Below are 24,521 nucleotides of genomic sequence, written 5' to 3' on the forward strand. Positions count from 1 at the left end.
AGACGAATACCGTACCGAAAAGGGGTTTTCCGTGAACACCGATCAGGTCTGTCGACTCATCAGCCGACTTTCCGATTCACCGACAGCCGCCGAGGCATACAAGGCCGTCGGCGCCTCCACCCGATTCGTCATCGACAGCTCTCGGGAGATCGTTCTCAACGAGGACGGCAGTGTCCGGACGACGACGGACGAAGCCGCCCCCGACCTCACCGTCCGCATCTCGGGCGAAGACGCGGCCGCGATCATCGCGGGCGGTCTGTCCGTGATCCGGAGCATCACCTCCGGCCGGGTGGCGGCCGAGGGGCCGATCTTCCAGTCGATCGGCGTGGTCCGGTCGCTCAGCCAGCTCAGCAACGAGGAGGTCTGAACCGTGCATACCCTCTGTCTGCCCGATCTGACGACGCTCGAAGGCCTCGACCCGACCGCGCACAAAGCGGTGGTCCAGCTCGGTGAGTTCGCACGCGACCGCGTCGCACCGACCGCCCGCCGCCGCGACAGCGCCCCCCTCGGCACCGTGGACTGGGACCTCGTCGCGGAGGCCCAGGCACTCGGCGGCCTGCGGATGGGCATTCCGGAAACGCTCGGCGGGCTGGGCCTCGGAAACCTGGCCCTCGGCCACATCCTGGAGGAGTTCGCCGCAGCGGACCCGGGCTTCGCGCTCATCCTCGGTGCGACGGGCCTGTTCCACACCCCGCTGATCCTCAGCGGCGACAAGCGTCTCAGTGAGACCTACCTCGTCCCCTTCACCGGTGACACGCCTCTCCTCGGCAGCAACGCGGTCGCGGAAGAGCTCAACGGGATGGACGTAGTGCGTCGCGAACACGCCGAATTCGCCACGGACTTCACGGTCGCGCGTGATGCGGGGGACCACTTCGTCGTGCGCGGCAAGAAGAAATACATCACGAACGCCCCGGTGTCCCGCTTCGCCACCGTGATGGCGAACGTCGAGGGAAACCCGGGCTCGACCGGCATGACCTGCTTCGTCATCGACCTCGAATGGGACGGGGTCGGCCGCGGCGAAACGCACGACAAGGTCGGCTATCGTGCCGCCCCCGCCGGCGAACTGGTCTTCAACGGTGTCCGTGTGCCCAAGGAGAACGTCATCGGCGACGTCCTCGGCGGCTGGGACCTGAACATCACGCAGGGAAATCTCTGCCGCATCACCTGTGCCGCGATCTCGACGGGCATCGCCCGCCATGCACTGCAGCACGCCCTGCAGTGGTCCACCGAGCGCCGGCAGACGGGCAAGACGCTCTATCAGCACCAGATGTCGGCGCGAAAGCTCGCGGACATGGCCGCGCGGGTCGCTTCTGCCCGGGCGCTGTGGACCGAGGCGGCACGCATGGCGGACGTCACCCTCCCGGTCCCCGAACTCGAGCCCGCACTGGCCAAGTTGGTCGCCGACGAGGCTTCGGTCTTCAACGCGAACGCGGCCGCCTCGCTGCTCGGTGCCCAGGGGTTCCAGCGGAACGACGACATGGAGCGCATCGTGCGCGACTCGCTCGGGCCGCGGATCTACGAGGGTTCGCCCGAGGCGCTGGCCATGACGATCACGGAACAGATCGCGCGCGGCTGACATGAGCACTCACTCACTCGACGAGACAGCGGAACAGGCCTCCGCCTTCTCCTTCGCCAAGTTGGACGCGAGCCTGACCGCGCCTCCGGTGTTCCTGTCGGCCGGGTGCGACGGCACGCTCACCCTCGTGGCGCGGGGCGACCACATACCGGCCCGGTACCGCAGGGCCATGCACGCGTTCCGGTTCTCCCAGTACTGGCGACTGGGATTCCTGGACGCACACCAGGTCGACATCGATGTCTACTGCGACGAGCTCGTGGGATATCCGCCGGACCGGGAGTTCCACACGATCGTCCTGGACCGGCATTCGGGGCGCGCCGCCGCGTACGTGTACCTGGCGATTCCCGACCCCGACTCCGCAGGCGCTCCCTTCGCCCTGGAGAAGGAGTACGACCTCACCGTGGGCGAGACCATCGGCAAGGGCCTTGAGCGGGCGCGGGTCTGGGAGGCGAAACGGCTGGTGCGCCGGGTCGGGATGCCCTGGTCGAGCATGGCCCGGAATTCTCCGTGGTGGGCCATGCTCGGAATGTCGCAGGCCATCGGGGCTCTGCACAAGCGCGGGCATCTGGACGCGTTCGTCGCGGACGGCGCACCGGACGGCAGCCCCAGGATCTTCGAGCTCCTCGGCTTCGATGTGCACCGCCTGGACGTGAAGCCCAGGGTCACCAATGTGGACGGCCGGTACGGCCCCATGTGGCGACAGCGCACCGTTCCCGTTCCGTACATCTGCGAGAACAGGGAGGGCCAGGGCGAACATCTGCGCGGAGTCGAGGAATTCCTGCAAGGCAATCAGGGACTGTCGGTTCGGGAAACGCTGGCGGCGTGGAGGCAGGCATGACGGACATCGAAACTGTCGACGAGGCCCGAAGTCTGGAGGCCGAGCCCTACTACCGGCATCTGATCCGCCGCAACAAGGGGCTTGTCCACCCCCATGTGCAGCAGCGGATCCGCGAGGCCAAGGTCCTCGTCGCCGGTTGTGGCTCCGTCGGCGGTGCGGCGATCCAGCCCCTGGCCCGTATCGGGTTCAAGGACTTCCGGTTCGCGGACTCGGGCAGCTACGAGCTGAACAACCTGAACCGGCAACTGGCGTTCCTGGACGACCTGGGCAGGAACAAGGCCGAGGTCGGCGCCGACGCGGTGCATCGCATCAACCCGCACGCCCAGGTGGTGGTGTTCCCCGAGGGGGTCACGGCCGAGAACGCGCGGGCCCTGGTCCAGGACGTGGACGTCATCGTCGACGGGGTGGACGTCACCACCCGGTCGGGGCTCTCCGCGAAGCTGGCCCTGCACGAGGCCGCCCTGCTCCAGCGGAAGCCGCTCATCACCGGCTGGGACCTGGCCGGGGTGATGTGCGCGCAGTACTTTGACTACCGGGAGCTCCAGCGGATCTTCGACGGGGCGATCGAACCGTCGGAGCTGGACTCGCTCGACATCTGGGAGGCGATCTTCCGTATCGCCCCCATGCGGCACATCCCCACCTCCATGCTGTTCGAGTTGGCGTCCCACATCGCCGACCCCGAGTACAGCGTCCCCCAACTACCGGAGGCCGCCTGGCAGTTCGGGTCACTGGCCTGCCATATGGCGGTGCGCTCGATCACCGGGAAGAGGATCCCCCGCAATGTCCCGGTGAACGTCCACCGGTGCACCAGCCGGCTCCCCGAACGCATGCTGCAGAGCATGGGAAAGCCGTTCGGTTTCGCCAAACTCGTGCAGACGATGGGCTGGTCGCGGGCGGGGGAGTCGTTCATACCCGCGCATTCGTTTCTCCGGCCGACAAGTTCGAGGAAGGCGTTTGGGAATGTCGGGCAAGACTCTCGGTGACATAAGCCGCGAACTCTCGTACTCGGACATCAGGGACGTCGTCGAACTGACCGGGCCCGAGCGTGAGCGGGTGCGCGGCGAGTGTCTGGCCGTCGCCGACCGTTTCGCGGTGCACGACCTGCACGACGACGCGCTGATCTACGCGGCGGAAGACCTCGCCCGTCGCCTTCCCAGCCGGGTGGTACAGAGCATCCGGGGAATCCGTGACCGCAGTACGGTCGACGGGGTGCTCGTCATCGAGGGCTTGCCCGTCGACCAGGGGGTGGCGACCCCGCACGGCCCCCGCGACGAACCCGGCTGGACGACCGTGCCGGTGGCCTCCCTGGTGCAGCTGTCGATCATGACCATGCTCGGCGCCCCGATCAGCTACGCGGAGGAGAAGTCCGGCAGGCTCATCCAGGACGTCTATCCGAAGGCCGGTTTCGAGGAGCGGCAGGAGAACTCCGGCTCGGTGCTGCTCGAACTGCACACCGAGGACGGGTTCTTGCTGAGTCCTCCGGACTATGTGTCGCTGCTGTGCATGCGGCCCGATCACGAAGGCCGTGCCGCCACGGTCGGATGCGGGATCCGCAGGGTGCTCAGCACTCTGCCCGCGGAGATCCGGACGGTGTTGCGCCAGCCGCGGTTCAAGCTGTTCTTCAGCAGCTCCTTCACCGTGGACAACGCGACACGGTGGACGCATCCGGTCCCCGTGCTCAGGGGCCCGGAGGACGATCCCGACCTCTGCGTCGACCTGCACGGAATGATCGGTGTGGACGAGACGGCGGTCCTCGCGCTGGACCGGCTCAGAAGGGCACTGGAGGACAACCTTCTGGGAGGGGTTCTGCAGGCGGGCTCGCTGCTGATCGTCGACAACAACGCGGCCGTGCACGGCAGGACGGGGTTCGTCCCCCGCTACGACGGGTCCGACCGGTGGCTCAGGCGCTGCTTCGTCACCAAGGATCTGCGCCGTGTCAGGGGCGACATCGTCCAAGGGCGCATGCTGCGCAGCCGGGAGCGTTCGTCACACGGGTGACGGAGGATCGGCCCGGGCCGGTTTCGGACCGGTTCGGGCCGTCCTCCCTCCACCGGTGCAGGAGCCGTCGACCGCGGACGGCTCCTGCACTCGTGTGGGGCTCAACGCCTCGCGGAGCAGGGCCCGTTGTGCTCGATCGGCAGGCCGGGCCAGACCCCGCGACCCCCGGCGAGATCCAAACGAGAGGCCCTACGCCTTTCCGATCGCCTGCTTGTCCTTGGCATGTGACGTGCCGCCCGGACCGCCCGGCATGTCCTGCTCCTCGAGGATGCCGAGCAGGGTGTCGGCCGACGCGTGCAGCGCTCGACGGCCCTTGCGCGTAATGGCGATCTGGTAGGCGCGGCCGTCGGAGTCGGCGCGGTGCCGCTCGACCATCCCGCGCTCCTCCAGCTGGCTGACGAGCCGGGAGACGCGTGGCTGCGACCTGTCGATGTCCTTGCAGAGCTGTGTCAGAGGGGTCCTCCCGCGCTGGGACGCCAGGAGATAGAGGACTTCATAACCGGTGATGCAGAGCGAGTGGCGCAGGGTGAGTTCGTTCTCGATGCGGGCGTTCAGCTGCTCGATCGGCCTGACAATCGCCTTCCAGCGGCCGAGCGCCTCATACGCCTCATCCTGTGACTCCATGGCGACCTCCTTACGCGCTGGGTGTGCCGCGCATTGACGCCAAGGATACCGCCAACTCGCCCCGGTACAGGTGGCCCCATGAGTAGTATGCTCGGGCATGGAGTTCCATGCGCGGGTATGTAGTTGGCTTCGTGGTGCGGATGTGAATGGAGAGTCTGATGTCGGTGGAACCTGAGGAAGACACCCGGTCGCTCACACAGGACGCGCCCGACCGTGTACCGGATCAGCCGTGGAGCGCGCTGGCGGTCGTCGGCCTCGCGCAGATGCTGGTCATGCTCGACTCGACCGTGGTCAACGTGGCGTTACCGTCGATCGGCGACGACATCGACGCGGGCGCCAAGGCCTTGCAGTGGACGATCAGCGGATACGTCCTCACCTACGGTTCCCTGCTGCTCTTCGGAGGGCGCCTCGCCGATGTCCGAGGCCGGCGCGCGATGTTCCTTCTCGGCGTCGCGATCTTCTCCCTCGCCTCCTTCGTCGCGGGCCTGGCCGGGAACGGCGCCGTCCTTGTCATGTCGCGCGTGACGCAGGGCGTCGGTACCGCGGTCCTCTCGGCGGCGGCCCTGTCGATCATCATCGCGACGTACCGGTCGGAACGTCAGATGAAGATCGCACTCACCGCGTGGAGCGGACTCGGTGTCATCGGGGCGGGCATCGGCGTCATCGCGGGCGGTGTCATCGTGGAGTACGTCTCCTGGCGCTGGGTGTTCCTGATCAACCTCCCGATCGGAGCCGCCCTCACCCTGGCCGCGATCCGTGTGGTCGCGCCGATGGCGCGGCAGTCCGGCGCCCCCGCCCTGTCGCTGCGCCTGCCCACCGCGGCCCTGGTGACGATCGCTCTGAGCTGTGTCTCCTACTCCTTCATCGGTATGCAGGAAGGGTTCGACGACCTGACCTCCTGGATCTTCCTGGCCGCCGGGATCGTGCTCCTCGCCGTCGTGATCCGTTTCGAACGTCGCGCCGAGGACCCCCTGTTGCCGCTGTTCCTGATGAAGATCAAGACCTACGGCCTGGCCTGCGCGGGCATGGTGATGGCCGCGACGCTGCTGCTCGGCTCCATCTACCTGGGGAGCAACTACTTCCAGCGGGCGGCCGAACTCTCGCCGCTGGAGACGGGCTTCGCCCTGCTCCCGCTGTGTCTGGGGTCGCTGGTCTCCGCCTTCGGGATCCCGCATCTGGCAGGCAGGATCGGCATGCCGAAGATCTATCTGTCGGGTGTCGTGGTCCAGCTCGTGTGCAGTGTTGTACTCGCCGCCCTCGCCTGGAGTGCCGACGAGTCGGTCCCCGTCGCCGTCGTGATCGTGGTGCTCGGCGTCTTCGGCCTCGGACTGCCGTCGATGTTCGTACCGCTCTACACCTTCGGGGCCGCCGAGATCCCCGCAGAGCACAGCGGAACCGGATCCGGGCTGCTCAACACCTTCAACGAGGCGGGCGCGGGCATGGGTCTCGCCATCGTCGCGCCCCTCGCCGCGTACATCGGCAGCAGTGAGCACGACGACGGAACAGCACGGACCGTCGCCGAGTCCCACGGCATCGGGGTGGCCTGGACCGCTCTCGCCGTGTGCTCCCTCGTCGCGGCGGTCATCGCCTCCGCGATCGTCCGCGCGACCCGCGTCCAGAGCCGTGGGGCGTGAGGCGTGACCGACTTCTTCCAGCAGGTCAAACCGCGTCTGGTGAGCGAGTCCGTGATCACGGGAGTTGGGTACAGGGGGCCCGGCCGGTCGCGCAGGGTGTGTCTTACGTGCGCGACCGGGTTCCCTCGGCGAAGAACCCTTCAGTCGCATCTGTCGTTGATCCACTTCCACAGCGGATAGAGCTGCTCGGCAAGACTGCGACCGGATTCCGTGAGTCCGTATTGGACGCCGGGTGGTCGTGTGTCGAGAACTTCACGGCCTATCAGCCCCTCTTCCTCGAGAAGTTTGAGAGTCAGTGTCAACGTCTTGGTGTTCGTACACTGCATCTCTTTCTGGATCTCGGAGAATCTGAGCTGGCCGGGGAAGAGCGTGAGGAGAATGCTGACCGACCACTTTTTGGCCAGTACGGCGAACAATTTGTGTACGTAGGCCCACTCGCCGCCGGAGGCCGCTTCTGCCGCGATAGCCATCTGCTTCTTCTTGATGTCCACGTGCGGTTTGATGTCCACGTGCGGTAATCCTCGGATCTCGTGGCGGCCGGCAGCCGGCCCGCCCGCGCGTGAGGGCATGCGGGCGGACTTCGGCTTCGCGGGCGCCGGTGGATTGTGGAGGTCGGGGCGCGGGCGGGACCGGATCCGGGCATGCGTCCGGGTCCTCGTCGGCGCCCTCGTCTCGGCTGCGGCCGTATCCGCGGATGTGGTGTCAGCCGGGCCCCGGAACGGAAAGGTGAAGGGGCGACAGCGATCTGTCCGCTGCCGCGGTCACCTGTCCTGCCGGTGCCGTCGGCCCTGCCGCACGGCACGACCGCGCCGCACCGTGCCGACCACAGGCAACCATGCGCGTCCCGCGCACACTGAATGAAGGCCTGGACAACGGCCGATCCCCCCACCCGTTAGAGATCAACTGTGCTCCCACGGAAGCGCATTGAGGCTTCCGTGGCGCCTGATACAGCGTAAAGTTGCTGAAGTCACCGACCAAGCACTTCTCAGCCACCTTGCGAGAATCTCCCCACGATCAATTTGTGAATCCGGGGTCGGTCTGTGCCGGTGGCCCCCCGCAATTCCAGCCGGACGACTTTGTCGATTTCCCGGTACGGGCGGTCAAGGAGGCGAGGTGCGCCAGGCGTTCAGGAACAGCGCCGCAATGCCAGTACCGCATTGTGTCCCCCGAACCCGAACGAACTGCTCAGCGCGACATCCGCAGGCGGCAGCGGACGCGGGGCCCCGGTGACGATGTCCAGGCCGAGCCCCTCCTCCGGGTCGTCGCAGCCGAGGGTGGGCGGGATCAGGGCCTCGCTGAGGGTCAGTGCGGTGACGATGGCCTCCACACCTCCGGCGGCGCCCTGCATGTGGCCGAAGTGGCCCTTGCTGGCGGTCACCGGGACGGGCCCGTAGGAGGTCTGGCCGTCGAGGACTTCGCACATCGCGAGGGCTTCGGCGCGGTCGCCCTCGACGGTCGCCGTCGCGTGGGCGTTCACGTGCGCGACCGAGGCGGCGGGGGCGCCCGCGTCGGCCAGGGCGTGGCGCAGGGCGAGCGCGATCCCGGCGCCGGTCGCGTCGGGGGCCGCGATGTGGTGGGCGTCCGCGGAGAGTCCCCAGCCGGCGGCCTCGCAGTAGACGCGCGCACCGCGGGCGCGGGCGTGCTCCTCCGACTCCAGGACCAGCACTCCGGCGCCCTCCCCGCAGACGAAGCCGTCGCGGTTGCGGTCGAAGGGGCGGGAGGCGCTCGCCGGGTCGTCGTTGCGGGTGGACAGGGCCCGCATGGCGGCGAAGGCGGCCATGACCACCGGGGTGATGACGGCCTCGGCGCCGCCGGCCAGGACGACGTCGAGGTGTCCGTGGCGGATCCGGTCGATGGCCTGGCCGATGGCCTCGGTGCCGGAGGCGCAGGCGCTGGTCACGGTGCGGGCCTCGCCGGTGATGTGCAGATCGAGGGAGATCTGGGAGGCGGCCTGCGAGGGCACGGTCATCGGATTGGTCAGCGGCGAGACCCCGCGCGGGCCCTTCGCGCGCAGCGTGCGGTCGCTGGCCACCATGACCGGTGTGCCGCCGATGATGGTGCCCATGCTGACGCCGACCCGGTCCGGTGCCAGCCCGCTCGGCACCGTCCCCGCCGGGTCGAAACCGGCGTCCTGCCACGCCTCTTGGGCGGCAAGCACCGCGAACTGCGCGGCCCGGTTCATCCGCCGCGCCCGCGAGCGCGGCAGCCGCGACGCCGGGTCGGGTGCGGTGGCGGCGATCCGTACGGGCTGCTCGGCGAACTCCTCGTCGAGCAGGGTGTGCACTCCGCAGTGGCCCTTGAGCATGCCCTGCCAGAGCTCGGCGACCGTCGCGCCCAGCGGGGTCATGGCGCCGAGACCGGTGATCACGACCCTGCGCGGGGGATGCGCCGCGTATCCGGGGGGAGTGTCCGGCAGGGGCCGTACCTTGCTGCGCGCGTTCTCGGCTTCCGGCATCTCACTGCACCTCGCGGTCGTCGCTCGGGGTGAAGGTTGCCCGGTATCGGCATGATGTCACCGTTTGTCGATGCTACTGCGAGCGGCGTGGACCGGCTCTTCGTGGGCCGGGAGCGAGGTTCTGTGCCAGGTGAGCGGGGTGGGGGGCCGGGTCAGTCGACGGGGAAACCGGCGACCCGTGCGGTGATCCGGGCGATACGGCGGGCGGACTCCTCCGGGGAGTCCACCGGGAGCACGATGTGGCTCACGGTGAGTCGCACGATCGTCTCCACCGCGAGGCTGCGCCACTGGGCCTCGACCTCGGGCCAGTATTCGAGCGCATAGGCCTCGAGCATCGCGGTGGCGGTGTTGAAGACCGGCTCGGGCCGGGTCGTCAGATAGGAGAGCAGTTCCTCGTCGCCGCCCCTGGCGTAGGTGAGGATCGCCTTGATCAGGGCGTTGTCCGCGGCCTCGCGGAGGGTGAATCCGACGCCGGCCGTGGCGGCCGCCTGGAGGTCGTTGGCGTGGGGGCGCAGTTCGCGCTCGATGCCCACCAGGAAGCGCTCGGCCTCGCGCTCCACCAGTGCGCGGCCGATGGCTTCCTTGGATCCGAACTCGTTGTAGAGGGTCTGCCGGCTGATGCCCGCCTCGCGTGCGATGCCCGCAAGCTTGAGACCCGCCCAGCCCTGGGCGGTCACGAGTGCGTACGCCGCGTCCAACACCCGCTCTCGGAGGAGGGATCGGACGTTCTCCCGAAAGGTAGTCATCGTGTTCCCACCCTATCGATCGGAGCCTTGTCAAAAGTATTGACGGTCTTCTCGACTGTGCCTACCTTCTGGACACTCCCCCTGTGAAGTGTCCAATGAAGGTGAGGCGGACATGTCAACGACCAGTGGTACGGGTGCCACGGCCGAGGCCACCTGGCGCGATCCCAAGCGCTATCTCTGGCTCCTGGGGCTCATCGTCCCCCTGTTCCCGTTCCTCGCCTGGGCCGCGGTCGAGGCCACCGGCTGGGGAATCTTCTGGTGGAGCGGCATCATCCTGCTCTACGTGATCTTCCCGGTCATCGACCTCGTGATCGGCAAGGACAGCGAGAACCCGCCGGAGGCCGCGCTGGCCTGGCTGGAACAGGACCGCTACTACCGCTGGTGCACCTTCGCGTACCTGCCCGTCCAGTACGGGGGACTCGTCTTCGGCTGCTGGCTGCTGACCAACGGGGATCTGTCCTTCGTGGACAAGCTCGCCGTCGCGACCACCCTCGGTGGCGTCGCGGGCATCGGTATCAACACCGCGCACGAACTCGGCCACAAGAAGGAGTCCGTCGAACGCTGGCTCTCCAAGATCGGCCTGGCGCAGACGTGTTACGGCCACTTCTTCATCGAGCACAACCGCGGCCACCACGTACGGGTCGCCACTCCGGAGGACCCCGCGAGCGCACGTCTGGGGGAGAGCTTCTGGGCCTTCTGGCCACGTACCGTCCGCGGCAGCCTGAGCTCGGCCTGGGGCCTGGAGCGCAAGCGGATGGAGCGCCTCGGCAAGAGCCCCTGGTCGCTGCGGAACGACGTACTCAACTCCTGGCTCATGTCCCTGGTCCTGTTCGGCGCGCTCACCGTGGCCTTCGGACCCGAGCTGCTGCCGTGGCTGCTCTACCAGGCGGTGTTCGGCTTCACGCTGCTCGAAGTCATCAACTACACCGAGCACTACGGCCTGTTGCGCCGGCGCACCGAGAGCGGACGCTACGAACGCTGCGCCCCGCGGCACAGCTGGAACAGCGACAACCTCGCCACCAACGTCTTCCTCTACCACCTCCAGCGGCACAGCGACCACCACGCCAACCCGACCCGCCGCTACCAGGCCCTGCGCCACTTCGAGGAAGCACCCGAACTGCCCACCGGATACGCCGGGATGATCGTGCTCGCCTACTTCCCGCCGCTGTGGCGCAGGGTGATGGATCACCGCGTGATCGCCCACTACGACGGCGACGTCCGGCGCGCTAACATCCACCCGTCCAAGCGTGAAGCGCTGCTCGCCCGGTACGGATCCGCGGTATGAGCCGGTTCGTCTGCCCGGTCTGCGACTACGTGTACGACGAGGAGAGCGGCGCTCCCCACGAGGGGTTCCCCGCGGGTACCGGCTGGAGTGCGATCCCCGACGACTGGTGCTGCCCCGACTGCGGGGTGCGCGAGAAGATCGACTTCGAACCAGAGAACGGCTGAGGACCAGATGAAGAAGTGGCAGTGCCTGGTGTGCGGGTTCATCTACGACGAGGCCGAGGGCTGGCCGGAGGAGGGCATCGCCCCCGGGACCCGCTGGGAGGACATCCCGGACGACTGGTCCTGCCCCGACTGCGGCGCGGCCAAGGCCGACTTCGAGATGACCGAGGTCACGCATGCCTGAGCCCGCTCCGGGTTCCCCGACGCATACGGACGGTGACCGGCCCCTGGTCGTCGTGGGCTCGGGCGTGGCCGGTGCCACCGCCGCCCTGACCCTGCGCGCCGAGGGCTATACCGGCCCCCTCGTCCTGATCGGCCAGGACCCCGAACTCCCTTACCGCAGGCCGCCGTTGTCCAAGGACGTGCTGCGCGGCAAGCAGTCCGCCGAGCGCACCGCGCTGCGGCCCGCGACCGCCTGGGCCGAGCAGGGCATCGAGGTGCGCACCGGGACCACGGTGACCCGCCTCGACCCCGCCGCCCGGACCCTCGTCCTCGAAGGTGGCGGTGAACTGCCGTACGAGCGGCTGTTGTTGGCCACCGGCGGCCGGGTCCGCCGGGTGGCCGCCGCCGAAGGGATCGACGGCGTACACCAGTTGCGCACCCTCGCCGACGCGCTCGCCCTGCGCGACGCGCTGACGGGCGGCGGCTCGCTGCTCGTGGTCGGCGCGGGCCTCATCGGCCTCGAAGTCGCCGCCGTGGCAAGGGAGTCGGGCTGGGAGGTCACCGTCGCCGAGACCGCGCCCGAGCCGCTCGGCCGTGTGCTGCCTGCCCGGCTCGCCCGCGCGGTGACCGCCCTGCACGCCTCGCACGGGGTTGAGGTACGCACCGGAGTCCTTCTCGACCGCTTCGAGGCCCACGAGCAGGGCGTGGCCGCCTACCTGGGGCAGGACCTGTTCCACAAGGCCGACCGGGTCGTCGTCGCGGTCGGCACTAGTCCGGACACCGCACTCGCCGAGCGCGCCGGACTGGCCGTGGACGACGGCATTCTGGTGGACGCGTACGGGGCCACCAGTGACCCGTACATCCACGCCGCCGGTGACGTGGCCCGCCGCCCGCACCCGTTCGGCGAGGGAACCTGCCGCGCCGAGAACTGGACTCCCGCACAGGACCAGGGTGCCGCGGTCGCCCGCAACATGCTCGGCAAGGGCGTCCCGTACACGGCGGTGCCCTGGTACTGGACCCACCACTACGGCCTGAATCTCCAGGTGGCCGGGTACCCGCAGCTCGCCGACCGGATCCAAGTCACCGGAAGCATCGAGGAGTTGGACTTCGCCGCCCTGCTGTGGCGCGGTGACCGGCTGGTCAGCGCCGTCTGCGCCAACCGTCCGCGTGCCTTCCGCCCGCTCAAGGACTTGGTGGGCGGCGGGCCGGGCCCGGGCCGCGAGGAACTCGCCGAGTTCCGGGCCGTGCTGGCAGAACCGCTCGGCTGATACGAGGGCCCGACTGCGACGATCGGACTACGAGGGCCCGACTGCGACGGCCCGACTGCGAGGACCGGACTACGAGGGCCTGCAAAAGCGGGGGTGCGGTTCCGTCAGCCGGAACCGCACCCCCGCTCGCCTCTCCGTCCGCTCAACTCCCTTACTGTGTCCGGCCGTTCAGCGCTCCGCGTCGCTACCGGCCGCCGCCTCCAGGACGATGCCGGACACCACGAAGCCGCCGCGCACCAGCCACCGGCCGTGGAACACGCCGACCCGTTCGCCTGTCACCAGCGGCCCCGGCACCAGGAGCCGTGCGCTGAAGGTGCCCGTGTCCGGATCGATGTCGAGTTCGGCCTCGTCGAAGTCGAGCTCCTCGCCGGTGAGCGGGTACCAGGTCTTGAAGACCGACTCCTTGGCGCTGAACAGCAGCCGGTCCCAGGACACTTCGGGCCGCAGCTCGGCCAGCCGGGCGAGCTGCCGTGCCTCGGCCGGACGCGTGACGACCTCGAGAACGCCCTCGGGCAAGGGCAGGTTGGGCTCCGCGTCGATGCCGAGCGAGGTGACGTCCTCGGCCCGGGCGACGGCCGCGGCCCGGAACCCGGCGCAGTGGGTCATGCTGCCCACCACCCCGGACGGCCAGGCGGTGGCGCCGCGCTTGCCCGGCACCAACGGCACCGGTTCGACGCCCAGTTGCTTCAGGGCGCGCCGCGCGCAGATCCGTACCGTGGTGAACTCCTGGCGCCGCTTGGCGACCGCCCTGGTGATCACGGCCTCCTCGGCCGGGAACAGGGTCCCGGGCGCCTCGTCGGCCAGGTCGCCCAGCGACGAGGCGCAGGCCACTTTTCCGGGCAGGATGTCCTCGATCATGTCCGCCGCCTCCTCACGCGGGCTCGGGCAGAATCTGCCGCAGCGGCTTGCGCGGCGGCCTGGGGCGCCACTCGCGCGGATAGCCGATGGACACCTCCTCGAAGCGCACCCCGTCGTGCCAGGTGACCCGGGGGATGTGCAGGTGTCCGTAGACCATCGCCGCGGCGCGGAAGCGGACATGCCAGTCGGCGGTCCGCTCGGTGCCGCACCACTGCGCGAACTGCGGGAAGCGCAGGATCCGGGTGGGCTCGCGGACCAGGGGATAGTGGTTGACCAGGACCGTGCGGTGCTCCGGATCGATGGCGCCGAGCCGCTTCTCGGTCAGCGCGATCCGGTCCTCGCACCACGCCTCGCGGCTCGGATACGGGTCCGGGTGCAGCAGGTACTCGTCGGTGCACACGACCCCCGAGTCGTGGGCGATCTTCAGCGACTCCTCCTTGTTCCGCGCCCCGGGGGCGAGGAAGGAGTAGTCGTACAGGGTGAACAGCGGGGCCACGGTCACCGGGAACGCGCCGCCCTCCCAGACCGGGTACGGGTCCTCGGGGGTCACCACGCCCACCCGGCGGCACATCTCGACCAGGGCGTCGTAGCGCTCCACGCCGCGCACGGTGACCGGGTCCTGGGGGTGTGTCCACAGTTCGTGGTTTCCGGGCGACCAGATCACCTTGGCGAATCGGTCGGCGAGCAGCGTCAGCGCCCATTCGATGTCGGCGAACTTCTCGGCGACATCACCGGCCACGATCAGCCAGTCCTCGTCCGACTCGGGCCGCATGGACTCGGTGATCCGGCGGTTCTCCGCATGGGTGACGTGCTGGTCGCTGACCGCGAGCAGTTTTCCTCCGGGCACTAGGACCTCTCGTTTGGATCTTGTTGGGGGTCGCGGGGTCTGGCACGCACTCCCCCAGCCTTCGGCCGGGAGGTGCCCCCAGCGGCGTTGTCGTCAATCACCATGGCTCCGCCATGATTCAATCCTCCGCCTTGCAGCTGCACGCACCAGACCCCGCTCGGGTTGGACATAGAGTGCTGTTGGCCACACCAACCAGATCCAAACGAAAGGTCCTGGGCTCCTTTCGCCGGTATGGACGCCGCCTCCGGTCGGGCGGCGTCCCTGCTGTTGTGGGGGCCGGGGCTCAGGCTCAGGCCGACAGAAGCCGCTCGGTGACGCTCTTGTTGATCGCCGCCTGATGGTTGACCAGGTAGAAGTGGCCGCCGCGGTAGACGTCGAGGGCGAACGGGCCGCTGGTGTGCTCACCCCAGGCGCGGGCCTCGTCCTCGGTCACCATCGGGTCGTCGTCGCCGGTCAGCGCGTACACCGGGCAGGTCAGCGAGCGACCGGGACGGTAGCGGTAGGTCTCGGCGGCCTTGTAGTCGCCGCGCACCGCCGGCAGGGTCAGCCGCAGCAGTTCCTCGTCTTCCAGGACCTGGGAGTCGGTGCCGCTCAACCCCTTGATCAGCGCGATGAGTTCGTCGTCCGTGCCGAGGTGCACCGTGCCGCCCTCGCGCTGCCGGGACGGCGCGGGACGGGCCGAGGCGAACAGCGCCCGGGGCGCCCGACCGGCCTCCTCCAGACGGCGGGCCACTTCGAAGGCGAGGGAGGCGCCCATGCTGTGCCCGAACAGGGCGAAGGGGCCCTCGAGCCGGTCGAGGAGCAACGGGAAGAGCTGGTCGGCCAGTTCGTCGACCGATTCGAGGAGCTTCTCGGAGCGGCGGTCCTGCCTGCCCGGGTACTGGATCGCGAGGACCTCGACGCGCGGGGCCAGTGCCCGGGACATCGGGAAGTAGAAGGTGCCGCTGCCGCCCGCGTGCGGCAGGACCACCAGTTTGGGCGCGCCGGGATCGGCTGGGTGGTAACGGCGTATCCACAGCTCGTCGGTCTTCTCGGTGGCCGTCATGAGGTGGGCATTTCCTTCCGTGCGGTGCGGCGCCCCGCCGTCCGGGTCGGGGCGGACAGTGGCGGTTTGGCGGTCACCGGAGTGCCTCGGGGGCGATCCGGGCGTACGCGTCCTGGAGTTCGGTCACCGCGGGGTGGTCGGCCGGGAAGCGTACGGACCCGATGGCGGCCAGCGGGCGGACGCCGACGGCGGCGTTGGTCGCGAACGCGGCGCGCAGGGAGGGGAGTTGGGCGAGGGTCACCGGGCCGGTGTGCTGCACCACCGTGGTGCGGCTCAGCAGTTCCCGGGTGGTCCCGGGGAGTTGCTCGGCCTGCGGCCAGAGCACCCGTTCCCCGTCGTGGAACCCGATGTTCCAGGTGGCGCCCTCGCTGATCTCTCCGTCCGGGGAGACGAACAGCGCGTCGTCGAAGCCCTCCAGCTGTGCGGCCCTGCGCAGATGCAGGGACTCGAAGAGTCCGGTGTGCTTGACGGCGGCGACCTGGCGCAGATAGGTCACCGGCCGTACCCGCAAAGGGGGTTGGGGCACCTCGGGTGCGGGGCGGGTGGTGACCAGGACGCGCGGGTGGGCGGGCGCCGCCGGATGGGCGAGGCCGAGCGCGGGGTCGAAGACCGTGACCCGGGCGATCACCGTGCCCTCGGCGTCCGGCAGGGCGTGCCGCAGATGCGCGCGTACCGCGTCGAGGTCGAGTGCGGTGCCGAAGACCGCCCGGCAGTCCCGCGCCAGACGGTCGAGATGCAGACCGAGTCCGCGTACGGCGCCGTTCTCGACCCGCATGGTGGTGAAGTGGCCGTAACCGGTCAGCGCGAGCGACGCCAGCGCGTCGGTGCTCACCGGCCCCCCGTCGAGCTCTCCCATGCCCGCCAGTGTTCCACCTGGTGGGCGCACCGGGTGGCAGGTGACGGTGATGATTGTCACGCGCCGCCGGGAGCGGTGGCGCGGGCCCGGGGCATACGACACGATCACGCTCCACGGGCGGGCGCGGCCGAGGCCCCGAAGCGAAGGCGCGGACGGGGGTCTTCGGGTGGTGACAGGGCTTCGTACTACCGGCGTGCGCCGCGCCGCACGCCCTCCGCGCCCCGGCACAATCCAGACGGCCGGATTGCTCCGCTCCCCGGCTTCCGGGCCGCTGCAAAGCGCCTTTTCTCAGACCCGTTCAACTTCCTTAATGGGTAAGGAAATTGGGGATGAGCTGCGACGATGCCACCCGTCCAGGGGGCTGCGAGCAAGTTTGAGTCAACTGCAACGCTCGCAAGCGGGAAGTGCCCTTCCCCGGTGGGTAGCATGCCCGGAACCAGCCGGAGGTTTCCGCGTACCTGACCACTCACGGAGCGTCAATGGCCAAGCAGGACCGTGCAGTCCGTACCCGTCAGGAGTTGATCCGCTCCGCTGCCGAGACTTTTCTCCAGGGCGGTTTCGCCCTGGCCTCGCTGAACGGGATCAGCGCCAGGTCGGGGGTCAGCACGGGGGCCCTGCACTTCCACTTCAGGAGCAAGCGCGAACTCGGGCAGGCCGTCGAGGAGAAGGCCGCGAGCACACTGCGGCAACTCCTCACCGCGGCCTCGCGCGGCGGTTCGCCGTCCCTGGCGCGACTGGCGGAGACCTCGCAGCGGCTGGCCGACCTACTGGTCGACGACGTCGTTCTGCGCGCCGGGTTCTGCCTCGGCGTGGACGCGACCTGGCACTCCGAGTCGCTGCTCTGGGAGATCTGGCGCGACTGGGTCAGATCCGTCCTGGTCCGCGCCCGGCACGAGGGCCGTCTCGCCGTCGACGTGGACCTGGAGGACACCGTCTTCGCGGTGACCGCCGCGGTGGTCGGATTCGAGGTGCTCGGCCGCCGGGACGCCGCCTGGTCCTCGCCCCGGGTCCTGGACGGCTACTGGCAGATCATGCTGCCGCGACTGTCCGGCAAGCCGCCGGGTCAGGCGGTGCCCGGTCCCTGTCCGGCCACCGCGCCCGCACCGAGAAAGCCGCCGACGGTTGTGGTGAAACCGGCCGGGTCGTCCAGCCACGGGTAGTGCCCCGCCCCCGGCTGGACCACGAGCTCGGAGTCCGGGAACAACTCCGAGATGTGAGTGGCCACTTGAGGAAGCGGTCCGCTGTAAGGCAGCTTTGGCGCGCGCAACGCACAGACGCTGTGACGAGCGCGACATTTGTTGCTCCGTGCCGTCGCGCCCCTTAGGGTCGGCGCCGACACAGCTCGGTGGACTCGTCCCGGTCCACGCAGGGCTTCCCGGAGTGCGAAGTGAGTCGGTGACCAGGTGAGTACGGCGTGCGCACTCTGCTGATCGACAACTACGACTCCTACACCTACAACCTGTTCCACCTACTCGGACAGGTCAACGGCGAGGAGCCGGAGGTGCTCCGCAACGACGCTCCGGACCTGCCCGACTTCGACGCGTACGACAATGTCGTCATCTCGCCGGGCCCTGGACACCCGGCCCGCCCCCGCGACTTCGGCATCTCGATGGACGTGCTGCGCAAGACCGACCTGCCCGTCCTCGGCGTGTGCCTCGGCCATCAGGGTCTGGCCGTCTCGGAGGGCGGCGAGGTGGTGCAGGCCCCCCGCGCGCGGCACGGACACGTGAGCACCGTCCGCCACGACGGCGACGCCCTCTTCGCGGGCATACCCGAGTCCTTCGGCGCCGTGCGCTACCACTCGCTGTGCGTCACCGAGCCGCTGCCGCGCGACCTGGTGGCGATCGCCCGTTCCGAGGACGGCGTGATCCAGGCACTGCGGCACCGCCGACTGCCGCGCTGGGGCGTGCAGTTCCACCCCGAGTCCGTGGAGACCGAGCACGGGCTGCGGATGATGGCGAACTTCCGTGATCTCACGCGCGCCGAGCGGGGCGGCGCGGGGCGCGTGGTCGTTCCCCGCCCGGCGGCGCACACCGGAACCGGGACCGCTCCGTCTCGTAACGCGTCTACGGTGGCCAACTCCCTTTCTCCGAAGCTCCGTTACCGGCTTCACGTACGGGAGATCGACGGTGCCGTGGACACCGAAGCGGCGTTCGCGGCGCTGTACGGGGACTCGCGTCACGCCTTCTGGCTGGACGGTGCGCACATCGAGGGCGGGCGTTCCCGGTTCTCCTTCCTCGGGGACGCGGCGGGTCCGCTCGCCGAGACGGTGCGTTACCGCGTGGGCGAGGGCGTGGTGCGCGTGGAGACGTCCGCGCCGTCTTCGTCGGCCACGGGGGCAGGTGGCCGTGAGCCCGTGTCCAGCCACCCAGAGTCCGTATTCGACTACCTCAAACGGGAGTTGGAGCGGCGCGAGATCGCCGCCCCGCCGCTGCCGTTCGCGTTCACCGGTGGCTACGTCGGCTACTTCGGCTACGAACTCAAGGCGGACTGCGGCGCGTTGGAGCACCACAGCGCCGAAACCCCGGACGCCGTCTGGCTGTTCGCCGACCGCTTCCTCGCGGTCGACCACGAGCAGGGGCGTATGTACGTCCTGGCGCTGAGCCGCGAAGACGGCTACGGCGCCCAACAGGCCGACGGGGCGGGCCACTTGAGTGACGACGCGGACGGCACCGAGGCAGCCGCCCTCTCCTGGCTCGACAGGACGGCCTCCGGACTTCGCGACCTCGGCACTGCCCCGGCCACTGGAGCCCCGAACCTCGACGGCACCCTGTCCGCCGAGCCGTATCTGGCGCTCGACCGGGCGGCGTACACCAAGCGAGTGGCCGCCGCGCAGGACTTCCTTCGCATGGGCGAGAGCTACGAGATCTGCCTCACCACCACGGCCGAGATCCCCGCGACCGACAGCGGCTGGGACACGTACCGCAGGCTGCGCAGGCTCAACTCGGCGCCGCACGCGGCCTATTTGCGGCTCGGCGAGGTGGAGGTGGCCTGCTCCTCGCCCGAGCGGTTCCTCAGGATCGGCCCTGAGGGGGACGCCGAGGCGCGGCCCATCAAGGGCACCGCGCCCCGCGGGGCGACCCCGGCCGAGGACGAGGCGGCGCGTGCCGGGCTCGTCTCCGGGGCCAAGACCCGCGCCGAGAACCTGATGATCGTCGACCTGCTGCGCAACGACCTCGGCCGGGTCTGCGAGGTCGGCAGCGTCGAGGTGCCCGCGCTGATGGCGGCGGAAAGCTACGCCACCGTGCACCAACTCGTCTCCACGGTCCGCGGCAGGCTCAAGGACGGGGCGCACGCCGTCGACTGCGTACGGGCCTGTTTCCCCGGCGGCTCCATGACCGGCGCGCCCAAACTGCGCACCCTGGAGATCATCGACTCGCTCGAAGAGCGCGCCCGGGGCATCTACTCCGGCTCGCTCGGCTACCTCGCCTGCAACGGCAGCGCGGACCTGAACATCGTCATCCGCACCCTGGTCCTCACACGCGGCCGCTGGCTGCTCGGCGCGGGCGGCGCCCTCGTCCTGGACTCCGATCCCGGCGAGGAGTACGACGAGATGCTGCTCAAGGCCGACGCCCCGGCCCGCGCACTGCGCGACCCCGGCGAACTGCCGTACTGATCAACCCTGTTCGGCCCGGCTCAACTCCCAATGGCCGAGGCCGCGACGTGCTCCCTCACCTGCTCGGGCGTCAGATAGGCGTCGGTGAACTCGAAGTCGCGCAGCCGTGCGGGGGAGCGGGCCTGGAAGCCGATGCGGACGTAGTCGTCACCGGCGGTGGCGTTCAGGAGCCAGTTGGTCAGGGTGCGGACCTTGGCGACGCCGGTGCGCAGCGCCATCAGGTGGTAGCCACGGGCCACCGCCTGCGCGGGCAGGCCGGTGAGCTGGATGCCGAGCGGTTTGGACACCGCGTCCTTGCCGCCGAGGTCGACGACGAGCCCCAAGTCCCGGTGCACGTAAGGCCGCAGGGACCGGCCGCGCAGTCGCGCGAGGACGTTGTCGGCCACCGCCCTGCCCTGCCGCTGGGCGTGCTGGGCGGTCGGCGGGCAGACCGCGTCCTTGCCCTGGGCCAGGTCCGGTACCGCGGCCGCGTCGCCGAGCGCGAAGACACCGTCCCGTTTCGGCACCGCCATGGTGTCCGCGACGACCAGGCGGCCCTTGTGGGTCTCGGCGTCCAGGGTGCCGATGAGGGGGCTGGCGGCGACGCCCGCCGTCCACACCAGGGTGCGGCAGGGCAGTACCCGGCCGTCGGTGAGGCTGACCTGCTCGGCCTCCACCTTCTCGACGGAGACGCCGAGCGAGACCTCGATGCCCCGCGCGCGCAGCAGGGCCAGCGCGTCCGCGCCCAGTTTCTCGCCGAGTTCGGGCATGAGCTGCGGGGCGATGTCGACGACGTGCCACTTGATCTGCCGCGGATCGAGCCGCGGGTAACGGGCCGCGGCCGCCGCGGTGATCCGCTGCAGACAGGCCGCCGTCTCGGTGCCCGCGTAGCCGCCGCCCACCACGATGAACCGCAGCCGCGACTCCCGCTCGCGCGCGTCCGGGGTGGACGCGGCGAGATCGAGCTGGGCGATGACCCGGTCGCGCAGATAGGCGGCCTCGGCGAGCGTCTTCATGCCCAGTGCGTGTTCGGCCAGGCCGGGGATGTCGAGGGTACGGGTGATGCTGCCGGGCGCGAGGACGAGCTGGTCGTAGGGTTCGGTGACGATCTCGTCGGTGATCTTGCGGAGCACACAGACCTTGGCCGCCGTGTCCACTCCGATGCAGCCGCCGGGGATGATCCGGGTCCGGCGCAGCCCCCGCCGCAGCGAGACCGCGACCGACTGCGGAGTGAGCATGCCGGAGGCGACCTGCGGCAGCAGCGGCAGATAGAGCTGGTAGCCGAAGGGCGTGGCCAGGGTGATCCGGGCCTCCGCGTGCCCGAGCCTGCGTTCCAGCCGGCGCGCGCACTCCACGCCGGCGAAACCGCCGCCGATGATCAGGATCCTGGGTGGTGTCATGCGGAACTCCTCCGGAACTCCTTGTCGGAACATGTGCGGTGCTTGCCGTAGGGGAAATCGAGCCCTCACCAACTCGCTTCTCACGAGCGCGTTCTCACGAGCCCGGTCGTGCGGACCGGGTCACGAACCGGCGTCCGTGTCACGGGAGCCGCGGGTGTCGTAGCGCCGCCGGGCCCAGGCGGGCAGGGCGAACCAGGTGAGGACGAACATGAGGGCGACTCCGGTCGCGATGTAGGGGACCGCGTCGTTGTGCAGGGCCACTCGCAGGATCAGCAGCATCGCCGCGGTGAGCGTGCAGAGCAGCAGGACGAGTCCCGCGATGGTCATCCGGGAGGCCCAGATCACCGTCTGCGGCTTGAGCTGTCTGCCCGTGAGGAGCCGGTGGAAGGAGACCGGGCCGATCAGCGCCCCGGTCGAGGCGGCGCCCAGGAGCGCCGTGGTGACGTACAGGTTCCGGTCGAAGGTGGACAGCTCGGGAAAGCGCGGCGTGAACGCCACCGTCAGCAGGAAGCCGAGCAGGATCTGTACGCCGGTCTGCGCCACCCGGACCTCCTGGAGCAGTTCGCCCCAGCGCCGGTCGGCCCGTTCCTCGGGGGTCTCGTCGCGGCCCGGTGTGGTCGAACCGTCCCGATTCCGCATGAGAGGGCTCCTGTCCTTCGGTGTGTGCCGTGGTGTGCGGTCCTTCAAGTACGTCTGGTCCGAGGGCTGTTGGGGATGCGCGGTCCAGCGGTGGCGGGGCTGCTCAGGTCCACGTCCAGTCGCGGACCTCGGGCATGTCCTGGCCGTACCGGACGACGTACGCGCGGTGCTCGGCGCGCTTGTCGCGCATCCGCTGCCGTACGGAGATGGCCGACTCGGCGAGTCCGGGGACACGGTCGATGACGTCCATGACCAGCTGATAGCGGTCCATGTCGTTGCGGACGACCATGTCGAACGGCGTGGTCGTGGTGCCCTCCTCCTTGTAGCCCCGGACGTGCAGGTTGTCGTGGCCGTGGCGGCGGTAGGCGAGCCGGTGGATCAGCCACGGATAGCCGTGGTAGGCGAAGATCACCGGCCGGTCCGCGGTGAACACGGCGTCGAAACCGCGGTCGGACAGGCCGTGCGGGTGCTGGTCGGGTGGCAGCAGCCGCATCAGATCGACGACGTTCACCACCCGGACCGCGAGGCCCGGCAGTTCCGCGCGCAGCAGCTTGGCCGCCGCCATCACCTCGGTGGTGGGTACGTCGCCCGCCGCCGCGAGCACCACGTCCGGCGCCCGCCCCGTGTCCGTACCGGCCCAGTCCCAGACGCTGATCCCGCGTTCCACGTGGTGGACCGCGTCGTCGATGCCGAGCCAGTCGAAGGTGGGCTGTTTGCCCGCGACGACGAGGTTGATCAAGTCCCTTGAGTCAAGGGTGCGTTGGGCCACCGCGAGCAGTGAGTTGGCGTCCGGCGGCAGATAGACACGGATGGTCGCCGGGTCCTTGTTGACCATGTGGTCGACGAACCCCGGGTCCTGGTGCGAGAAGCCGTTGTGGTCCTGGCGCCACACATGCGAGGTGAGCAGGTAGTTCAGCGAGGGGATGGGCAGCCGCCACGGCAACTCCCTGGAAACCTTGAGCCACTTGGCGTGCTGGTTCGCCATCGAGGTCACGATGTGGATGAACGCCTCGTACGAGGAGAACAGGCCGTGCCTGCCGGTGAGCAGGTAACCCTCCAGCCAGCCCTGGCAGTTGTGCTCCGAGAGCATCTCCAGGACTCGGCCGTCGCGGCTCAGGTTCTCGTCCGTGCCGAGGAACTCCTCCTGCCAGCCCTTGCCGGTCGCCGCGTACACGTCCTGGAGCCGGTTGGAGGCGGTCTCGTCGGGGCCGAAGAGCCGGAAGTCCCTGCGCTCGGCGGTGAGTTCGAGCAGATCGCGCAGGAGGCCGCCGAGCACGCGGGTCGGCTCGTGCACCGTCACCCCGCGCGCGGCGACCGGCACCGCGTACTCCGCGATCTCGGGGACCGGCAGGCTGCGCACCAGGCGGCCGCCGTTGGTGTGCGGGTTCGAGCCCAACCTCCGGTCGCCGTGCGGGACTTGGGTCAGCAGGCCGGGGCGGGGGCGGCCGTCCTCGTCGAAGAGCTCCTCGGGCCGGTAGCCGCGCAGCCACTCCTCCAGCTGGGCGAGATGACCGGGGTCGTCGCGTACCGCGGACAACGGCACCTGGTGGGACCGCCAGGTGTTCTCGACCGGCTTCCCGTCCACCTTCCGCGGGCCGGTCCAGCCCTTGGGGGTGCGCAGCACGATCATCGGCCACCGGGGGCGCTCGGTGACGCCTTCCTCCCTGGCCGCGCGCTGGTACGCCGCGATGGTGTCCAGGCAGTGGTCCAGGGCGGCGGCCAGCGCGTGATGAACCCGCACGGGGTCGTCGCCGCTCACATACACCGGCTCGTGCCCGTATCCGCGCAGGAGGTGGTCCAGCTCCTCGTGCGGCAGCCGGGCGAGCACGGTGGGATTGGCGATCTTGTAGCCGTTGAGGTGGAGGATCGGCAGCACCGCGCCGTCGTGCACCGGGTCGAGGAACTTGTTGCCGTGCCAGCCCGTGGCCAGCGGTCCGGTCTCCGCCTCGCCGTCGCCGACGATCGCGGCGACCACCAGGGACGGGTTGTCGAAGGCGGCGCCGTAGGCGTGGCCGAGCGAGTAGCCCAGCTCGCCGCCCTCGTGGATCGAACCGGGGGTCTCGGGCGCGACATGGCTCGGGATCCCGCCCGGAAACGAGAACTGCCTGAACAGCCGCGCCATCCCCGCCCCGTCCCGGGACACGTCCGGGTAGACCTCGCTGTAACTGCCGTCGAGCCAGCAGCAGGCCACCGTGGCCGGGCCGCCGTGGCCCGGGCCCGTGATGTGGATCAGGTCGAGGTCGCGCGCCGAGACGACCCGGTTGAGGTGTGCGTAGAGAAGGTTCAGGCCCGGACTGGTGCCCCAGTGACCGAGCAGCCGTGGCTTGATGTCGCCGCTCGTCAGCGGCTCGCGCAGCAGCGGATTGGCGAGCAGGTAGATCTGGCCGACGGTCAGGTAGTTCGCCGCCCGCCAGTAGCGCATGAGGACCGACAGCTCGTCCTCGGACAGATACGTGGTGGTGGCCTCACTCATCGGGGTCGCGCCCTTCCCCTCGCGAACGTGTGACGGGTACGCCTTCCCAGCCTGGTGCCCG

Annotated in this window: 23 protein-coding genes; 12 read left to right on the forward strand and 11 right to left on the reverse strand. The window is 69.6% G+C overall.

From position 1 onward, the window contains the following. Window positions 1–31 precede the first annotated feature (31 nt). Genes HUT18_RS28610 through HUT18_RS28630 form a run of 5 tightly spaced genes read left to right on the forward strand, consistent with a single transcriptional unit; the run spans window position 32 to window position 4,412 of the window. Complete coding sequence (locus HUT18_RS28610; protein WP_176103416.1) at window positions 32–367, forward strand: SCP2 sterol-binding domain-containing protein; 336 nt, start codon at window positions 32–34, stop codon at window positions 365–367. A gap of 3 nt (window positions 368–370) precedes the next feature. Continuing rightward, complete coding sequence (locus HUT18_RS28615) at window positions 371–1,576, forward strand: acyl-CoA dehydrogenase family protein (RefSeq protein WP_176103417.1); 1,206 nt, start codon at window positions 371–373, stop codon at window positions 1,574–1,576. 1 nt (window position 1,577) lies between these two features. After that, window positions 1,578–2,414 (forward strand): hypothetical protein, encoded by an 837-nt coding sequence (locus HUT18_RS28620; RefSeq protein WP_176103418.1) that lies wholly within the window; start codon window positions 1,578–1,580, stop codon window positions 2,412–2,414. Continuing rightward, a complete protein-coding gene (locus HUT18_RS28625; protein ID WP_176103419.1) occupies window positions 2,411–3,397 on the forward strand; it encodes a ThiF family adenylyltransferase in 987 nt (328 codons plus the stop codon). The genes HUT18_RS28620 and HUT18_RS28625 overlap by 4 nt, the downstream gene beginning before the upstream one ends. Next, entirely contained in the window at window positions 3,375–4,412 is a 1,038-nt protein-coding gene (locus HUT18_RS28630) for a TauD/TfdA family dioxygenase (RefSeq protein ID WP_176103420.1), read from the forward strand. Before HUT18_RS28625 ends, HUT18_RS28630 begins: the two co-directional genes overlap by 23 nt. 189 nt (window positions 4,413–4,601) lie before the next feature. On the opposite strand, the gene HUT18_RS28635 is transcribed toward HUT18_RS28630, so the two are convergent. Continuing rightward, window positions 4,602–5,036, reverse strand: coding sequence for a MarR family winged helix-turn-helix transcriptional regulator (locus tag HUT18_RS28635; RefSeq protein ID WP_176103421.1), 435 nt, complete (start codon window positions 5,034–5,036; stop codon window positions 4,602–4,604). A 158-nt stretch (window positions 5,037–5,194) separates the two neighbouring features. Here HUT18_RS28635 and HUT18_RS28640 point away from each other — a divergent pair, with 158 nt between their 5' ends. Next, window positions 5,195–6,670, forward strand: a complete 1,476-nt coding sequence (locus tag HUT18_RS28640) for an MFS transporter (protein ID WP_176103422.1) — start codon at window positions 5,195–5,197, stop codon at window positions 6,668–6,670. Window positions 6,671–6,810: 140 nt separating this feature from the next. Here HUT18_RS28640 and HUT18_RS28645 read toward each other — a convergent pair whose 3' ends face one another. From HUT18_RS28645 to HUT18_RS28655, 3 genes are all read right to left on the reverse strand, one after another. Then, entirely contained in the window at window positions 6,811–7,179 is a 369-nt protein-coding gene (locus HUT18_RS28645) for a helix-turn-helix domain-containing protein (protein ID WP_176103423.1), read from the reverse strand. A gap of 617 nt (window positions 7,180–7,796) precedes the next feature. Next, a complete protein-coding gene (locus tag HUT18_RS28650) occupies window positions 7,797–9,125 on the reverse strand; it encodes a beta-ketoacyl synthase (protein ID WP_176103424.1) in 1,329 nt (442 codons plus the stop codon). A 152-nt stretch (window positions 9,126–9,277) separates the two neighbouring features. Next, the gene (locus HUT18_RS28655) at window positions 9,278–9,871 is read right to left on the reverse strand and encodes a TetR family transcriptional regulator (RefSeq protein WP_176103425.1); all 594 of its coding nucleotides are present in this window, start codon (window positions 9,869–9,871) and stop codon (window positions 9,278–9,280) included. 112 nt (window positions 9,872–9,983) lie between these two features. On the opposite strand from HUT18_RS28655, the gene HUT18_RS28660 reads away from it, so the two are divergent. From HUT18_RS28660 to HUT18_RS28675, 4 genes are read left to right on the forward strand one after another with little or no spacing between them, the layout of a single operon-like run. Further along, entirely contained in the window at window positions 9,984–11,156 is a 1,173-nt protein-coding gene (locus HUT18_RS28660; protein WP_176103426.1) for an alkane 1-monooxygenase, read from the forward strand. Further along, window positions 11,153–11,320, forward strand: coding sequence for a rubredoxin (locus HUT18_RS28665; RefSeq protein ID WP_176103427.1), 168 nt, complete (start codon window positions 11,153–11,155; stop codon window positions 11,318–11,320). The genes HUT18_RS28660 and HUT18_RS28665 overlap by 4 nt, the downstream gene beginning before the upstream one ends. Before the next feature lie 7 nt (window positions 11,321–11,327). Continuing rightward, window positions 11,328–11,501 (forward strand): rubredoxin, encoded by a 174-nt coding sequence (locus HUT18_RS28670; protein WP_176103428.1) that lies wholly within the window; start codon window positions 11,328–11,330, stop codon window positions 11,499–11,501. After that, complete coding sequence (locus HUT18_RS28675; protein WP_176103429.1) at window positions 11,494–12,747, forward strand: NAD(P)/FAD-dependent oxidoreductase; 1,254 nt, start codon at window positions 11,494–11,496, stop codon at window positions 12,745–12,747. Before HUT18_RS28670 ends, HUT18_RS28675 begins: the two co-directional genes overlap by 8 nt. A gap of 168 nt (window positions 12,748–12,915) precedes the next feature. Here HUT18_RS28675 and HUT18_RS28680 read toward each other — a convergent pair whose 3' ends face one another. From HUT18_RS28680 to HUT18_RS28695, 4 genes are all read right to left on the reverse strand, one after another. After that, on the reverse strand, window positions 12,916–13,605 hold the full coding sequence (locus HUT18_RS28680) for a 4'-phosphopantetheinyl transferase (RefSeq protein WP_176103430.1): 690 nt from the start codon (window positions 13,603–13,605) through the stop codon (window positions 12,916–12,918). 13 nt (window positions 13,606–13,618) lie between these two features. Then, window positions 13,619–14,452 carry a metallophosphoesterase gene (locus tag HUT18_RS28685; RefSeq protein WP_176103431.1) on the reverse strand — a complete coding sequence of 278 codons (834 nt, stop codon included), beginning with the start codon at window positions 14,450–14,452 and terminating at the stop codon, window positions 13,619–13,621. Window positions 14,453–14,741: 289 nt separating this feature from the next. Then, window positions 14,742–15,497: a thioesterase II family protein gene (locus HUT18_RS28690; protein WP_303246560.1), complete on the reverse strand. Its 756-nt coding sequence runs from the start codon at window positions 15,495–15,497 to the stop codon at window positions 14,742–14,744. 73 nt (window positions 15,498–15,570) lie between these two features. Continuing rightward, window positions 15,571–16,353: an aminotransferase class IV family protein gene (locus HUT18_RS28695; RefSeq protein ID WP_176103432.1), complete on the reverse strand. Its 783-nt coding sequence runs from the start codon at window positions 16,351–16,353 to the stop codon at window positions 15,571–15,573. Window positions 16,354–16,832: 479 nt separating this feature from the next. Between HUT18_RS28695 and HUT18_RS28700 the strand changes: the two genes are divergently transcribed. Together HUT18_RS28700 and HUT18_RS28705 are read left to right on the forward strand one after the other, a co-directional pair. Continuing rightward, window positions 16,833–17,513 carry a ScbR family autoregulator-binding transcription factor gene (locus tag HUT18_RS28700; protein ID WP_176103433.1) on the forward strand — a complete coding sequence of 227 codons (681 nt, stop codon included), beginning with the start codon at window positions 16,833–16,835 and terminating at the stop codon, window positions 17,511–17,513. 254 nt (window positions 17,514–17,767) lie between these two features. Further along, window positions 17,768–19,969 carry a chorismate-binding protein gene (locus HUT18_RS28705; RefSeq protein ID WP_176103434.1) on the forward strand — a complete coding sequence of 734 codons (2,202 nt, stop codon included), beginning with the start codon at window positions 17,768–17,770 and terminating at the stop codon, window positions 19,967–19,969. Window positions 19,970–19,989: 20 nt separating this feature from the next. Here HUT18_RS28705 and HUT18_RS28710 read toward each other — a convergent pair whose 3' ends face one another. From HUT18_RS28710 to HUT18_RS28720, 3 genes are all read right to left on the reverse strand, one after another. Continuing rightward, complete coding sequence (locus HUT18_RS28710) at window positions 19,990–21,348, reverse strand: NAD(P)/FAD-dependent oxidoreductase (protein ID WP_176103435.1); 1,359 nt, start codon at window positions 21,346–21,348, stop codon at window positions 19,990–19,992. 120 nt (window positions 21,349–21,468) lie between these two features. Beyond that, complete coding sequence (locus tag HUT18_RS28715; RefSeq protein ID WP_176103436.1) at window positions 21,469–21,987, reverse strand: DUF6328 family protein; 519 nt, start codon at window positions 21,985–21,987, stop codon at window positions 21,469–21,471. Window positions 21,988–22,090: 103 nt separating this feature from the next. Beyond that, entirely contained in the window at window positions 22,091–24,460 is a 2,370-nt protein-coding gene (locus tag HUT18_RS28720) for a phosphoketolase (protein WP_176103437.1), read from the reverse strand. Between the last annotated feature and the right edge of the window lie 61 nt (window positions 24,461–24,521).

It is taken from the genome of Streptomyces sp. NA04227, assembly GCF_013364195.1.
Lineage (GTDB): Bacteria > Actinomycetota > Actinomycetes > Streptomycetales > Streptomycetaceae > Streptomyces.

Coding starts and splice junctions, on each gene's coding strand:
- HUT18_RS28720 (WP_176103437.1), bottom strand. CDS start 24,460: ATGAGTGAGGCCACCACCACGTATCTGTCCGAGGACGAGCTGTCGGTC.
- HUT18_RS28715 (WP_176103436.1), bottom strand. CDS start 21,987: ATGCGGAATCGGGACGGTTCGACCACACCGGGCCGCGACGAGACCCCC.
- HUT18_RS28640 (WP_176103422.1), top strand. CDS start 5,195: ATGTCGGTGGAACCTGAGGAAGACACCCGGTCGCTCACACAGGACGCG.
- HUT18_RS28620 (WP_176103418.1), top strand. CDS start 1,578: ATGAGCACTCACTCACTCGACGAGACAGCGGAACAGGCCTCCGCCTTC.
- HUT18_RS28710 (WP_176103435.1), bottom strand. CDS start 21,348: ATGACACCACCCAGGATCCTGATCATCGGCGGCGGTTTCGCCGGCGTG.
- HUT18_RS28670 (WP_176103428.1), top strand. CDS start 11,328: ATGAAGAAGTGGCAGTGCCTGGTGTGCGGGTTCATCTACGACGAGGCC.
- HUT18_RS28665 (WP_176103427.1), top strand. CDS start 11,153: ATGAGCCGGTTCGTCTGCCCGGTCTGCGACTACGTGTACGACGAGGAG.
- HUT18_RS28675 (WP_176103429.1), top strand. CDS start 11,494: ATGCCTGAGCCCGCTCCGGGTTCCCCGACGCATACGGACGGTGACCGG.
- HUT18_RS28700 (WP_176103433.1), top strand. CDS start 16,833: ATGGCCAAGCAGGACCGTGCAGTCCGTACCCGTCAGGAGTTGATCCGC.
- HUT18_RS28660 (WP_176103426.1), top strand. CDS start 9,984: ATGTCAACGACCAGTGGTACGGGTGCCACGGCCGAGGCCACCTGGCGC.
- HUT18_RS28680 (WP_176103430.1), bottom strand. CDS start 13,605: ATGATCGAGGACATCCTGCCCGGAAAAGTGGCCTGCGCCTCGTCGCTG.
- HUT18_RS28650 (WP_176103424.1), bottom strand. CDS start 9,125: ATGCCGGAAGCCGAGAACGCGCGCAGCAAGGTACGGCCCCTGCCGGAC.
- HUT18_RS28635 (WP_176103421.1), bottom strand. CDS start 5,036: ATGGAGTCACAGGATGAGGCGTATGAGGCGCTCGGCCGCTGGAAGGCG.
- HUT18_RS28630 (WP_176103420.1), top strand. CDS start 3,375: ATGTCGGGCAAGACTCTCGGTGACATAAGCCGCGAACTCTCGTACTCG.
- HUT18_RS28690 (WP_303246560.1), bottom strand. CDS start 15,497: ATGACGGCCACCGAGAAGACCGACGAGCTGTGGATACGCCGTTACCAC.
- HUT18_RS28625 (WP_176103419.1), top strand. CDS start 2,411: ATGACGGACATCGAAACTGTCGACGAGGCCCGAAGTCTGGAGGCCGAG.
- HUT18_RS28655 (WP_176103425.1), bottom strand. CDS start 9,871: ATGACTACCTTTCGGGAGAACGTCCGATCCCTCCTCCGAGAGCGGGTG.
- HUT18_RS28695 (WP_176103432.1), bottom strand. CDS start 16,353: ATGGGAGAGCTCGACGGGGGGCCGGTGAGCACCGACGCGCTGGCGTCG.